Here is a 14,240-nt window from a genome sequence, read left to right on the forward strand (position 1 = left end):
TTATTATTAACACAAAAGAATATATCACGTTTTAATGACGATAAAAATTAACTGTTTCTTAATTAATAATGAAAAACCATTAAATATATTTATTTTTTAAGAAGAAAACGTTTTATTCGATATTGGTTTTAATGAAAGGCAAAGTAAGTGGTGCAACCGAACAATTTAGATTGAGGAATTCGTGAAAGATATTGTAATTTGTAAGGGGCTATGATACAATCTTTGAATGTGAGTAATGAAAATTATTCCTTGCTTATCATTTGAATTTTGATAAGCCGCATAGACCATAAGGAGGTGCCAATATACAATGAGAACATATGAAGTAATGTACATCGTGCGTCCAAACATTGAAGAAGATGCACGCAAAGCAGTAGTTGAACGTTTTAACGGAATTTTAGCTTCTGAAGGTTCTGAGGTATTAGAAACTAAGGACTGGGGTAAACGTCGCTTAGCTTATGAAATTGAAGACTTCAAAGATGGTTACTACAACATCGTACGTATCCAGTCTGAAAACAACAAAGCTACTGACGAATTCCAACGTTTAGCTAAAATCAACGACGATATCATTCGTTACATCGTTGTCCGTGAAGACGAAAACAAGTAATAGAATAATTGGGGGCGTGTAAATGCTTAATAGAGTCGTATTAGTAGGTCGCTTAACTAAAGATCCAGAATACAGAACGACACCCTCAGGCGTAGGTGTAGCGACATTTACCTTAGCGGTTAATCGTACATTTACGAATGCGCAAGGGGAACGTGAAGCAGACTTCATTAACTGTGTAGTTTTCCGTAAACAAGCAGAAAATGTTAACAATTTCTTGTTTAAAGGAAGTCTAGCTGGCGTTGATGGTCGCTTACAATCACGCAGTTACGAGAACCAAGAAGGCCGACGTGTATTCGTCACTGAAGTGGTATGTGATAGTGTTCAATTCCTTGAGCCAAAATCACAAAACCAACGTCATGCGAACCAAAACCAAGGCAATCAATTTGATAGCTACGGTCAAGGATTCGGTGGACAACAACAAGGCCAAAATTCGTCTTATCAAAACAATAATCATCAACCCGCTAATGATAACCCATTTGCGAATGCGAACGGACCTATCGATATTAGTGATGATGATTTACCATTCTAATAACAATTTGAACGTATAGAAAACAATCTTTAATGTAAGGGAGGCACAAATCATGGCAGGTGGACCAAGAAGAGGCGGTCGTCGTCGTAAAAAAGTTTGTTATTTCACAGCAAACGGTATTACACACATCGACTACAAAGATACTGAGTTATTAAAACGTTTTATCTCAGAACGCGGTAAAATTTTACCACGTCGTGTAACAGGAACTTCAGCTAAATATCAACGTATGTTGACTACAGCGATCAAACGTGCACGTCATATGGCATTATTACCATTCGTTAAAGACGAAGCGTAAGCCAATATATAAAAACCCCGTACATCTTTTCAGGTGTACGGGGTTTTTACGTACCTATCACTCAATGAATATCTTTAACAAAGCGTGAAGATAGTATATATCATTGAAAAAGAAATAAGGGAATGTATTTATGAATTTAGATATTCAAATTTACTATAGAGCTCGATAATGTAAAAAGTTGCTGTATGCATCCCAATTGGGTGATATAATGATTAATGTAAGCAATAGCTTACTCATTGAGTGTAAGGGAGGTGAGAGTCCCAATGCACGAAATAATAAAAGCACTAACAAGTAGAGATGTACAAGTTGCGATTGTACTCATTCTACCGTTAGTGCTTAGACAATTGAGATTGTGGCATATAAGCTATCTATTAGTTAGCAAAAAGCCAGACAATCAAGATATTGATTAATTATTTCGGGAGTCATTCGTGGATCCCTCCGCTTACAGTCACATTATACATTGAAATAATGAGGATTTCAAATGAGTTGAGTCAAGTTAGGAATGACAGTATTCATTTTTCTTATCCCGCAAATCATTAAGGTAGTGAGAATCTTGCATACGCGAAAATTAAGTTATAGATATGAAGGTGAGCACATTGTCAGAATACAAAAAGACGATTGAACGTTTGCTTAACAGTCAGGTCAGTGCGTATAAAATTCATCAAGAAACAGGTGTTAGTACAGGGAGAATAAGTGATTTAAGAAATGGTAAACGTGAGCTTGAAGGGATTACACTACAAACTGCTGAAAAGTTATATGCGTATCAATGTAAGATTGAGGGACAAGATTAGTTGTGAGATTTAATAAATCAAATGAATGGTATGTCAATTTGAGAGATAAAGAAGGTGGAATTGTAGCGACTTATACACATACTGAGGATGAGCCAATTATTAAATTAGATGCGCAAGGAAGAAGAATCAAGTAGTGGTGGATTAAAGGTTTTATTGAACAATGTGTGGGGTGGATGAAATGAAAGAAGTTCACAAGTTACTTTTTGGACGAGTGCTAACCAATATTGGAGATAGTATCATACTCATTTCATTAACGTGGTATGTAGCTGTCACTTATCATAACACTTTATACTTAGGCATCATTGGTGCAATTGTAGGGATTATTGATGTATTCATGTTCTTTTTAGGGCCTATTTTAGATAGATATAATATTAAAAAAATCTTATGTATCAGTACACTTGCACAAGTTTTTATAGTAGTGCTGATGTCTTTGTATTTTTTATTAGATCATCACCATTTGCTTATTTTGTACGTTTTATTAAGTATGTCTACACTATTTTCGTCTGTGATTTATCCTGCAGAGAGTGTGCTTATTCCCAAATTGTCTACTGATGCGCGTCAAGTGATTAAATATAATGCAATATTTCAAATGACATATAAAGGGTTAGATGTGGTATTAGATGCTTTAGTTGGGGTTTTACTCAGTATATTTTTGATAGTGAATATCTTTTCATTCAATGTCATCATATTTGTTGTGGCCTTTTTTGTATTTAAACTGCTTAGGCTAAATTCAACAACAATTCATCATAAAGACAATATAGAAGCTAGCGATCGAATATTAAGTCGTTATTTAGCAGATTTGAAAGAAGGGACGAAATACGTATCGAGCCCTAAAATATTAAAACTTTTACTTCCGCTGTCCGTGATTAACTTTTCTATTTCAGCCGTAACGGTGATTTATCCTAAAATAGCTGTGCTAGAAGGAAACGATAGTAAAGTGTTTTCATTGATATTATTTGTTAATGGTCTAGGGCTCATCTTAGGTTACCTAGTGGGACCAAGAATCATTGGGTATATCAAGTTTAGCAAATTACTATTTAGCAGCTTTTTCATACTGTCCATCATATGGTTATTGATTTACCTGTTCATTAATGCAAGTTATATTTATATTTTACCGATGTTTTTAGTTTCAAATCTCATTATTGGAATTATCAACTTAGCATTTATCAACGCATTTCAATTATTGCCACCTAAAAATATGTTGGGTCGTGTAGCAACTACAAATGAAACGCTATTAAGTATTTTGATACCATTTGGCGCGTTCACTGGTGGGATTTTACCTCAAATTTTTGGTACGATAAATATCAATTTTATTTTAGTAAGTATCGCGAGTTTAGTGATTTCGCTTTTTTATATAACGGATAAGGAAATCAAGAAAATGAATGACTTGATGTTGATGGCAGATGAGTAGATATAAATGAGACCGAAAACTCAGAAATGTTATCTAATAACTAACTTTTAATTATAATGAAGTATTGTTAATGATTTTAAAATTCAACTTGGGACTATTTTAAAGCCTTCACAAATAAGAAGTTTTCAGATTTCCAAAAATTATCGGTTCGCACGTAATCAAAAATTGAGTGTGAACTTGGCATCGCACTCATGGCAGTAAATATACGGAAATCAGTTAAAATCAGTGCTAGTTTTCGTTCGCTTATAAGAAAAAAAGACGTCAAATTCTAAAAAATGAATTTTGACGGCTTTTTCTTAAAGGAGCTAAAGGTTCTTTAATCTAGCCTCTTTCTAAATTGAAAGTATTTGAAATCAATAAAAAGTATTGTCTTTTGAAAATAAGAGTAGTAATATACAAATATTAGAAGCCAACTAACGCCTCTTAACAATGCGAAACAGAGTTGGCCTTTTTTTGTCTAAAAATGGAGGGGTTAAGATGGTTGAAAAAACTTTGAGTGAATTAGAAAAGGCTATGTTGAAAGAAGAACATATTGATGTTTCAACCGACTTAACGCTATCTATAAGGCTCGATATTTTGAATCAAGATTATAAGTTAGAACCTCCCCAACCTTTTACCACAGAGCAAATGGTAAATAAATTAAAAGAAAATAAATTATAAAACCCCGTCCCTCATAATTTGTAGGGTGCGGGGTTGATTTATTTTATTTACTCAACGGTCCTAATATCTCACGCGATCAAATGCTTTTACAATCGTATCGGGTTCGTCTGATGTGAAGACACCGGGTGGGTTGAGATTGATTTTTGAACCTCCGAATTGATTCGCGACTCTTTCATCCACCACACATGCTTTTTATGTTACCGAAAATGCTTCTACTTCTGGCAATAGGTCTGAGTGATCTGATAATACAATCGCACTGTCGAATAGCGTAGGGTGTGCGGTATCATAAATTTCAGATATATAATGAGTGTATTGTTGAGTGGAGGACAGGACATATTGTATTCAAACTTGTCATGAAGATCTCGATTTTAAACAAAGGTGGAATGATAGGTGTCTATGCTAAGAAGGACATCATACGAGAAACGCTACAGTATTATGTAGAAATGACAGTTAAAAGACAATAACATGCGCACGGAAAAATAGGCAAATATCGCAACTGTGAAAAAAGATGTATTGACAATTAATATAATCTCGGTACAATTAGAAATTAAAAAGATAGAGAAAAGAGGTTATTATGAAAGCGGAATTAAGGGAGATACCTAAGCTCGAATTGCATTGTCATTTAGACGGGTCAGTCAGTTTAAAATATCTTGAACATCAAAGTCAGCAACAAGGCGTGGCGATTCAATTGGACAAAGTGACAGTGGATCACCATTGCCAGAGTTTAGCGGAATATTTACAGTCATTTGACGAAATTTTAAAAGTCATGCAGACGCGTACAAGTTTGAGCGATGCTGTCGTTGATGTGGCAGAACAAGCAGTACAAGATGGCGTCAAATATATTGAAATTCGCTTTGCACCCGCATTTCATCAAGCGCAAGGGTTGCAGATTTCAGAAATATTAACAGCAGTGTGTGAAGGGGCGGCGGCTGCTGAACAAACTTTCGATATCAAAGTGAGAATGTTAGTCTGCGGGATGAAGCATCATTCGGATGAAATGAACCGCGCGATTTTCGACAGTCTCCGCGATCATAAAACTTTAGAAGACTATATTGTAGGTGTGGATTTAGCAGGCGATGAAGCAGCATCACCGACAACAGAACATGAAGCATTAGTTCAGTATGCACAACAACAAGGCTTGAATATTACGCTACATGCTGGGGAATGTGGTTGTGCTAAAAATGTATATGATGCAGTGCGATTCGGTGCACAACGTATCGGTCACGGGGTTGCCGCATTTAAAGATGACGACGTGCTTGAAGCTGTAAAAGCACAAGACGTATTACTCGAATTTTGCCCACAAAGCAACCTACAAACGAAAGCGATTGAATCATTGGACAGTTTAGACTTACAACGTTTATTAAAAGAAAATATCGCATTTTTAATCAATACGGATAATCGTACAGTGACACAAACGAATTTATTAGATGAGTACGCATTGCTATTAGAACATAAACTGCTCAATTGGGAAGATATTGCACGCATTAATTTAAAAGCGATTGACTATATTTTTGCGAATACAGCCACTAAAACATGGTTAACACAACAATTTGAGGTAGAAGCGCATGAGAAGATATAGCGAGAAATTTTAGAATAGCGCAAAGTGAACTACAATTTGTTCTGCCTACTAAAATTTGTATGACGTGTTTTTAATGTTCACAACTCAATATCAAATCATCAAAACAACCGAGTCCGAGACAAAAACATCTCAGATTCGGTTGTTTCATATGAGTTATTTCAAGCTATCTTCAATGGCTTTAATTTCATCTTGTTTTAAATCGATAATAAGCTCACCATCTTTTGTATCTTCTTTCAAAGCTGCTTTTGCTTCTTCAGAGTGATACAGTTCAGCAATGCGTTTGTACACTTTGTTGTCTTTATCTTTTGAGTTCACTGCGATGATGTTGATATAAGGTTTAACTGCATCAGAGTCAGAAGCTTCTAAATAAATTGGATCTTTTTTCGCGTCTAAGCCTGCTTTTGTTGCGACACCATTGTTAATGACTGAAATGTCGACATCCGATAGTGCTCTCGCGGTTTGTTGCGCATCGACCGCTTTAATGTCTAAGTTCTTAGGATTGCTTTTAATGTCTTTAATTGAACTTGATAAACCGAAATCTTTATTTAATTCAAGGAGGCCTGCTTTTTCAAGTAATTTCAATGCACGTGCTTGGTTAGACACGTCGTTTGGAATGACCACTTTTGCGCCGTCTTTCACATCTTTAATGTCTTTAATTTTTTCTGAATAAATGCCTAAAGGTGCAAGTACAGTTGTACGGATGGGTGTAATTTCAGTCCCTTTATTTGCTTTTTTAAACGCTTCTAAAAATGCAAAGTGTTGGAAAGCGTTCATATCAATATCGCCATCATTAAGTGCTGTGTTCGGCACGTTATAATCCGAAAACTGTTTGATTTCTAAGTCAATATCTTCTTTTTTAGCGAGTTCTTTTACTTTCTCCCATGCTTTCGTGTCATTTGAAGCGACGCCGAGTGTGACTTTTTCAGATTTGTTATTGCCACAAGCGCTTAATACGAAAACAGCCAATACTAAAAAGGTAATCAGTTTTTTCATAAATATATCCTCCAGTTAATGTCGTCGTACTTTTTTAGCGAGTGCATTCCCAATAGATTGAATACATTGCACAATAATCACTAACACGACAACAGTAATAATAATCACAAGTGTGTCAAAGCGTTGGTAACCATAAACAAGGGCCATATCTCCAATACCACCACCACCGACAGCACCAGCCATTGCGGTTGCGCCGATAAGTCCGATAATCGCAGTAGTCAGTGATAATATCAGAGAACCGAGTGCTTCAGGGAGTAAGAAATACCGAATAATCTGTATCGGTGTCGCTCCCATCGCATGGGCAGCTTCGATAATGCCTTCGTCCACTTCTAATAGTGAGTTTTCAACAAGTCTAGCAATACAGGGGGCTACATAAACCGTCAATGGTACAATAGCCGCCGTTGTTCCGATAGATGTCCCAACTATTAATTTAGTAAATGGGATGATTGCAATCAGTAATATAATGAACGGTAAAGAGCGCAAAATGTTAATCACTGGGTTTAAAATGTGATGTATCCAAGCATTCGGCCATATCCCATTTTGTCGAGTTGCCACTAATACAATGCCAAGTGGGACACCAATTAATGCACCAAAGACGAGTGAAATGGTCACCATATATAATGTTTGATACAGTGCTTCTAGTAATTGTGTACTATCAATAGATGAACCTAGCATGTGGGCGCCCCTTTCTCATATTGGATTTGATGATGGTCGAAGTAAGACATGACTTGTTGCTGCTGAGTCGTGTCTCCTTTGATGAGTAACCATAAATAGCCCACCGTTTCCTCTTGGATGTCAGCCATCGTCGCATGTACGATATTCACATTTACAGACGCTTTTTGAATCAAATCATGAATTAGTGTTTGTGTAATTTGCGTCGATTCGATAAACAGTCGATAAAGTTCATGTTGTTCATCAATTTGAAGGCTGTCCATTACTTTTTGAGAAGGTGATGTATTAATAACAGTGGATACAAAGCGTTGTGCAGTCTTGGTTTTGGGATGGCTAAATACTTGTTTGACAGTATCAAGCTCAATCACAACACCATTTTCCATAATGGCGACACGGTTACAGATGCTTTGGATGACGCTCATTTCATGGGTGATCACGATAATCGTAACCCCGAAAGTTTCGTTCGTTTTCTTTAACAATTGAAGAATTGAGTCTGTTGTTGCAGGATCAAGCGCACTGGTTGCTTCATCACAAAGTAAAATTTTAGGACGTGTCACGAGCGCACGTGCAATGGCGACACGTTGCTTTTGACCGCCAGACAATTCATTAGGGAAATGGTTAGCTTTATCAGATAGGCCTACAAAGTGAAGCATTTCTTCAACACGAGATTTAATTTCATTCATGGGCACTTGACGCAAAATAAGAGGCATCGCTACATTTTTGAACACCGTCTTTGAATCCAATAGATTAAACTGCTGAAAAATCATACCGATATCTTTTTTCACAGCTCTTAACTGTGCGGGAGTATATGTATTTAAATGATGACCATCCACAAAAACGTCACCAGAAGTTTGTTTCTCTAGTTGATTAATCATGCGTACGAGCGTACTTTTCCCCGCACCACTATAGCCAATGACACCAAAAACATCACCTGCTTGAATGGAGAAAGTAATGTCTTTAAGGGCATGAACCGAATGACTCCCTTTCTTAAATATTTTATTTACATGTTTAAATTCAATCATACAAGCCTCCCAAAATTCCGATTTCAAAAGTAAGTAATAAGTATTTTAGAAGAACTTCAAAGGTAAGTCAATATCATTTTTGGTATTTTCTGAAAATTAAAATAGTTTATACAAGAAAGGAAAAGGGTGATATGTGTATAAGGGGAATTGATGTGTTTTTTTAAAATTTAGAGAGAAATATTGGTGTTATAGCGAGTGGGAGAGTAGGTAGAGCATTTGATGTTAACATTTACATGCTCACGAGAGAAAAGGGGAATGTAACTTCATCTTGAATCGCGTAGCTGTCTGACTTCTCAATATGCCTACTGTTGAGAAGTCAGACAGCTATATGTTAAGCTACGATGAAATTACTGTCTCCAGAAGAAGCGGGAGTCTTTTTTATCATGAATATTAAAATCAATGATGTCATACAACAACTTATAATTGACTTCATCCGTCCACTTGATTTTCATGAACATTTTTGTCATTTGATAACCCGCTTTTTCAATATCTTTCGCAAAGGTATCTAATGTATATTTCTCTGGTGCAACGGCAAAGTGGGGTTTTGCTTTACTGAACCCTAGAATAAAAGTGCCGTTTTCTTTATACAATAACATCGGTTGATTCCATTTGATTTCCATAGTGAGTTCAGGGTAGCGATCGAGTATTGTTTCGATTACTGTTGTCAATTTGTCACGGTGCTCTTGTTTTTCAATGGTTTCCAAAAATTCATCTAATGTATCCATTGTGTTGCCTCCATATCTGTTTTTAGACTGCGGTCGGTCTTAATTTGTTTAAACTGGCTTATGATAAGCATGATTTTAAATTAATATGACACCTTTAATATACCCCAATTTGAGTTGAAATGAACCTCATATTAATTGTAAACTAAAATATAAAAAAGATTACAATTGTGATATACTGGCTTTGATATGAGGAGGGGTGACTATGAAAATAGCAAAACGTATATTAGAGGGGCGTTGTTTGTCTCCGGAAGAAGCATTAGATTTATTCGTGAATCCGTCATATGACACGATGGATCTTGTACATGAAGCGTATCAACTTCGCAAACATTATTATGGACATAAAGTGAAGTTAAATATGATTTTAAATGCGAAAAGTGGGATTTGTCCTGAAGATTGTGGTTATTGTGGCCAATCACGTGAAATGAAAGACAAGCAACGTTATGCTTTAATCTCAGAGGATGAAATTACAGCCGGTGCACGTGTGGCAGCAGAGAATGAGATTGGAACGTATTGTATTGTGATGAGTGGGCGAGGTCCGAGTGATAAGGAAATTGATCACATTACATCGTCTGTTGAACGAATTAAAGCGGCACATCCACAGTTAAAAGTATGCGCATGTCTTGGCTTAACAAATGAGGCACAAGCGAAAAAGTTAAAAGCAGCTGGTGTCGATCGCTATAATCACAATTTGAATACGAGTGAAAACTATCATCATGAAGTGGTCACAACACATACATATGAGGACCGTGTTAATACAATTGAAATCATGAAACAAAATCACATTTCGCCATGTTCTGGTGTGATTTGTGGCATGGGTGAGTCGAATCAAGACATCGTGGATATGGCTTTTGCATTGAAAGAAATTGATGCGGACAGTATTCCAGTCAACTTTTTACATCCGATTAAAGGAACAAAATTTGGTGATATGGATCAATTGACGCCGACACGCTGTTTACGGATTTTAGCATTGTTTCGCTTAGTGAATCCGACAAAAGAAATTCGTATTGCCGGTGGAAGAGAAGTTCATTTACGTTCATTGCAAGCGACAGCGCTAATGGTTGCGAATTCGATTTTCGTTGGAGATTATTTAATTACAGGTGGGCAACCGAATCAATTAGACTATGACATGATTCAAGATATGGGGTACGACATTGATTACGGCACGACTTGCGAATCAGAAGTGCGTGCATAAAAGCAACTTTCTGCAGTGCCATGACACTTTTGATGGTTAGGTCCTAGGAATGATAATATTGTAGGACATTCATGGTAAAATAGAGAAAATAGCGTAGCACTAGGAGGAAGTGACGGAAATGTATAAAAAGCTATTAATCAGTGGCGTGGTCACATCGATGTTGATGGTAGGCGTTGCTCAAGCTGCAAATGAATTTAAGCCAAAAGAAGAAATATTTATCCAAGGCGCCGATTTGAACAACAATCAACTTGAAGAGACGAAAGAGAAATTGGGCGTCGGTAACAATGTAACGACTTATAAAGTGACGAATACCGATGTGATTGAATATACAGGAACAGAATATGACTTTATCCATTCTAGTGCGTTGATTAAACCGAAACGCTTTACGAGTGGTGTCGACGTAGAAATTGAAACGCCTCAAAATATTACGCGTATTACACGAGAACAGTATATGAATGCCGCGATTACGTCAGGTATTCAGGATGCAACGATTAAAATTGCCTCTATCGATCAGGTGACGGGTGAAGGCGCATTGACAGGAATATATAAAGCTTATGCCACGCAAGGCCAGCATTTAAATGCGCAAGATATTCAAAATGCGAACCAAGAAATGAATCATTTAGCGCAAATTAGTGAAAACCATCAGAATAAAGAAGGCTATTCTGATGAAGCGTTGAATGCAGCAGTGGCAGAAATGAAAGCGCAAATTGCTGAAGCCAAGGCGTCGCATCAACAATTGAACAGTACAACAATTAACCAAATCGTCAATCAAACTTTAACAGAGCGTGGACTGTATCAGATTTTAAGTGATAACGAAATCGCAGTGATTCAAAATATCATGATGAATGTTGCACAATCCAATGTGGTGAACCAAGATCCCGAATCATTTAAAAAGCAAGCGACTGAATTAAAAGAAATGATTCATAGCCAAGCAGGGGATAAGTTGAAGAAATTGAAGGATTTAGATAATGAGGAAACGCGTAATTTCTTACAAAAATTGTGGGATGCCATTGTTAGTATTGTGACTAAGATTTGGAACTGGTTGATTTCGTTTTTGTAGGATTGCAATATAGGTGTTTCTGAGCATTTCAGAACGTATGGTAATAAGAGAGGCATTCAGATGATAAGAACGGTAATTCACTATTTAAGCTGTTTGTCCTTTATTGATTGTACTCAAAGGGCTCCCTTTCCTAGGGGCTGAACCTTTAACTCACTAACGCTTGATTGAACTGTTACATTTGTGGCAGCGTTAGTGGATTTGCCGGTTCAGCTGGTCCCTCAGGAGTCTCGCCCAGAGTTGCAATCAATAAGGACTTGATTTTTATAGAGACGTGCCGTTCAAGCAATCTTGCGTGTGCCTACTAACTCAAAACGGGCGACATGCTTTAAGAAAGCGGTATGCCAATCGCCGTGTTGTCTTTACATTATCAAAATAGAAAATCGGACTGGTGAAAAGATAATCATTTTCACCAGTCCGATTGATTTTAGAATTCTATTTAGTTACGAATCAAGTAGTCAAATGCAGATAATGCTGCTGTTGCGCCTGATCCCATAGAAATAATAATTTGTTTATAACGTTGGTCTGTACAGTCACCTGCTGCAAAGACACCTGGGATATTTGTGTTACCTAAACGGTCGACTTCAATTTCACCCATACGGTTACGTTGAACAGTATCGCCTAACCATTCTGTATTAGGAGAAAGACCGATTTGAACGAAGACCCCATTTAAATCCACATGTTTTTCTTGGTTTGTTTCGTTACAAGTGTATGAAAGGCCGCTTACACGGTCGTCACCTTTAATTTCTTGTGTTGCTGCATTTGTGATGACTGTTGTATTTGATAATGAGTTTAAACGGTCTTGTAATACAGAGTCTGCTTTTAATGACGCGCCGTATTCAAGGACAGTTACGCTCTTACAAATACCTGCTAAGTCAATTGCGGCTTCAACACCAGAGTTACCGCCACCGATAACAGCAACGTCTTTACCTTCAAATAGAGGACCGTCACAGTGTGGGCAGTATGCGACACCTTTGTTTGCGAATGTGTCTTCACCAGGTACACCAATTTTTCTCCAACGTGCACCTGTCGCAATAATTAATGAACGTGTTTTAAGTACTGCACCGTTATCTAAAGTCAAATGAACGATATCATCTGTTTTTTCTAATCCTTCAGCACGTACGCCAGTCATGATATCCACATTGTAGTCTTTAATATGTTCTTCAAGACTCGTCGCAAGTGAAGGACCTGTTGTTTTCTTCACACTAATTAAGTTTTCGATATCAGCTGTGTCATTGACTTGACCACCAATTCTGTCAGCTACGATACCTGTTTTCAAACCTTTACGTGCAGCATAAATCGCAGAACTTGCACTTGCAGGACCGCCACCAACAACAAGGACGTCAAATGTTTCTTTATTTTCAAATTCAGAAGCATCAGGACCTTGACCTAATTCACTAAGAATATCTGTCACTGTCATACGGCCGTTACCGAATTGTTCACCATTTAGGAAAATTGCGGGTACTGCCATAATATCTTCAGCTTCTTTTTTGAAAACTGCGCCATCAATCATCGTATGTGTAATGTTTGGATTGATGACACTCATTAAGTTTAACGCTTGAACAACGTCAGGACATTTTTGACATGTTAAGCTGATAAATGTTTCAAAATGAAGGGGTTCATTGATAGACTTGATTTGATCGATTACAGATTGTTCTTCTTTTGGAGCACGACCACTAACTTGTAAGAGTGCAAGGACAAAAGAATTGAACTCATGACCAAGAGGGACACCAGCAAATGTAATGCCAGTGTCCTCGTTAGGTCTGTTGATACTAAAGCTAGGTGTACGCTTTAATTCAGCTTTTTCTACTGTAATTCGAGATGACATGTCTGACACTTCGTTAACGAGATCGTTCATTTTTTGAGAATGATCATCATCGCCAGTGCTGACTTTCAGAACAACGTCACCTTCCATCAAATCAAGAAGTTGTGAAAGTTGTTGCTTTAATTCTTGATTTAACATTCAGTATAGCCTCCTTAGATTTTACCTACTAAGTCTAATCCTGGAGTTAAAGTTTCGCTACCTTCTTCCCATTTCGCTGGGCAAACTTCACCTGGATTTTGACGAACATATTGTGCTGCTTTAATTTTGTGTACAAGTGTGCTTGCGTCACGGCCGATACCGTCTGCATTGATTTCTGCTGCTTGAACAACACCGTCTGGGTCAACGATGAAAGTACCGCGTTGTGCAAGACCTGAAGTTTCATCTAATACATCAAATTGACGTGTAATTGTTTGAGATGGATCGCCAATCATTGTATATTGTAATTTGCTGATGGCATCTGAATGATCGTGCCATGCTTTATGTACGAAGTGTGTATCTGTAGAAACAGAGAATACGTTTGTACCTAACTCTTGTAATTTAGCATATTGATTTTGTACATCTTCTAATTCAGTTGGACATACGAATGAGAAATCTGCAGGGTAGAATACGACAACACTCCAGTTACCTTTTAAATCTTCGTGTGTCACTTCAATAAATTCATCTGTTTTTGCATTGTATGCTTGTGCTGAAAATTCCTCAATTTGTTTACCGATTAATGACATAATCAAAATCCTCCTATTTTTTGAATCATTATTATTGGGATTAGAATCAGTTTATACTTTGTGATAATTCCTTATTAATAATAATTCTAATCTCAAATCATATTATGACATGGAACAATCGTTACGTCAAATAAATACAAAATATTATTATAGACTATAAAAT

The 14,240-nt window shown here is 37.0% G+C and carries 16 protein-coding genes; 10 read left to right on the forward strand and 6 right to left on the reverse strand.

All coding sequences use genetic code 11. The features are described from left to right. Positions 1-307 precede the first annotated feature (307 nt). From rpsF to add, 8 genes are all read left to right on the forward strand, one after another. Entirely contained in the window at positions 308-604 is a 297-nt protein-coding gene (rpsF, locus tag CD138_RS11555) for a 30S ribosomal protein S6 (RefSeq protein ID WP_014614921.1), read from the forward strand. 22 nt (positions 605-626) lie between these two features. Then, positions 627-1,133 carry a single-stranded DNA-binding protein gene (gene ssb, locus CD138_RS11560; RefSeq protein ID WP_086428800.1) on the forward strand — a complete coding sequence of 169 codons (507 nt, stop codon included), beginning with the start codon at positions 627-629 and terminating at the stop codon, positions 1,131-1,133. 52 nt (positions 1,134-1,185) lie between these two features. Further along, positions 1,186-1,428, forward strand: a complete 243-nt coding sequence (gene rpsR, locus CD138_RS11565; protein WP_014614919.1) for a 30S ribosomal protein S18 — start codon at positions 1,186-1,188, stop codon at positions 1,426-1,428. A gap of 263 nt (positions 1,429-1,691) precedes the next feature. Beyond that, positions 1,692-1,838, forward strand: coding sequence for a hypothetical protein (locus tag CD138_RS14285; RefSeq protein ID WP_019169197.1), 147 nt, complete (start codon positions 1,692-1,694; stop codon positions 1,836-1,838). A gap of 171 nt (positions 1,839-2,009) precedes the next feature. After that, positions 2,010-2,219, forward strand: a complete 210-nt coding sequence (locus CD138_RS11570) for a hypothetical protein (protein WP_174700852.1) — start codon at positions 2,010-2,012, stop codon at positions 2,217-2,219. 178 nt (positions 2,220-2,397) lie between these two features. Continuing rightward, positions 2,398-3,630, forward strand: a complete 1,233-nt coding sequence (locus CD138_RS11575; RefSeq protein ID WP_019169195.1) for an MFS transporter — start codon at positions 2,398-2,400, stop codon at positions 3,628-3,630. A gap of 477 nt (positions 3,631-4,107) precedes the next feature. Continuing rightward, positions 4,108-4,290 carry a hypothetical protein gene (locus CD138_RS11580; RefSeq protein WP_019169194.1) on the forward strand — a complete coding sequence of 61 codons (183 nt, stop codon included), beginning with the start codon at positions 4,108-4,110 and terminating at the stop codon, positions 4,288-4,290. A 574-nt stretch (positions 4,291-4,864) separates the two neighbouring features. Beyond that, entirely contained in the window at positions 4,865-5,869 is a 1,005-nt protein-coding gene (gene add, locus CD138_RS11590) for an adenosine deaminase (protein ID WP_019169192.1), read from the forward strand. Between the two features lie 153 nt (positions 5,870-6,022). On the opposite strand, the gene gmpC is transcribed toward add, so the two are convergent. The 4 genes from gmpC to CD138_RS11610 form a co-directional block, all read right to left on the reverse strand. Next, positions 6,023-6,862 carry a dipeptide ABC transporter glycylmethionine-binding lipoprotein gene (gene gmpC, locus CD138_RS11595; protein WP_019166962.1) on the reverse strand — a complete coding sequence of 280 codons (840 nt, stop codon included), beginning with the start codon at positions 6,860-6,862 and terminating at the stop codon, positions 6,023-6,025. Positions 6,863-6,877: 15 nt separating this feature from the next. Then, positions 6,878-7,537: a methionine ABC transporter permease gene (locus CD138_RS11600; RefSeq protein WP_019169191.1), complete on the reverse strand. Its 660-nt coding sequence runs from the start codon at positions 7,535-7,537 to the stop codon at positions 6,878-6,880. Next, on the reverse strand, positions 7,531-8,556 hold the full coding sequence (locus tag CD138_RS11605; protein WP_019169190.1) for a methionine ABC transporter ATP-binding protein: 1,026 nt from the start codon (positions 8,554-8,556) through the stop codon (positions 7,531-7,533). The genes CD138_RS11600 and CD138_RS11605 overlap by 7 nt, the downstream gene beginning before the upstream one ends. Positions 8,557-8,903: 347 nt before the next feature. Beyond that, entirely contained in the window at positions 8,904-9,281 is a 378-nt protein-coding gene (locus tag CD138_RS11610) for an iron chaperone (RefSeq protein ID WP_019169189.1), read from the reverse strand. A gap of 202 nt (positions 9,282-9,483) precedes the next feature. Here CD138_RS11610 and bioB point away from each other — a divergent pair, with 202 nt between their 5' ends. After that, positions 9,484-10,473, forward strand: coding sequence for a biotin synthase BioB (gene bioB / locus CD138_RS11615; protein WP_019169188.1), 990 nt, complete (start codon positions 9,484-9,486; stop codon positions 10,471-10,473). A 118-nt stretch (positions 10,474-10,591) separates the two neighbouring features. Further along, positions 10,592-11,533: a DUF1002 domain-containing protein gene (locus tag CD138_RS11620; RefSeq protein WP_019169187.1), complete on the forward strand. Its 942-nt coding sequence runs from the start codon at positions 10,592-10,594 to the stop codon at positions 11,531-11,533. A 436-nt stretch (positions 11,534-11,969) separates the two neighbouring features. Here CD138_RS11620 and ahpF read toward each other — a convergent pair whose 3' ends face one another. Together ahpF and ahpC are read right to left on the reverse strand one after the other, a co-directional pair. Then, the gene (gene ahpF / locus CD138_RS11625) at positions 11,970-13,493 is read right to left on the reverse strand and encodes an alkyl hydroperoxide reductase subunit F (RefSeq protein WP_019169186.1); all 1,524 of its coding nucleotides are present in this window, start codon (positions 13,491-13,493) and stop codon (positions 11,970-11,972) included. 14 nt (positions 13,494-13,507) lie between these two features. Next, a complete protein-coding gene (gene ahpC, locus CD138_RS11630; protein ID WP_019169185.1) occupies positions 13,508-14,077 on the reverse strand; it encodes an alkyl hydroperoxide reductase subunit C in 570 nt (189 codons plus the stop codon). Between the last annotated feature and the right edge of the window lie 163 nt (positions 14,078-14,240).

It is taken from the genome of Staphylococcus intermedius NCTC 11048, from assembly GCF_002902385.1.
In the GTDB taxonomy this organism is placed as follows: Bacteria; Bacillota; Bacilli; order Staphylococcales; family Staphylococcaceae; genus Staphylococcus; species Staphylococcus intermedius.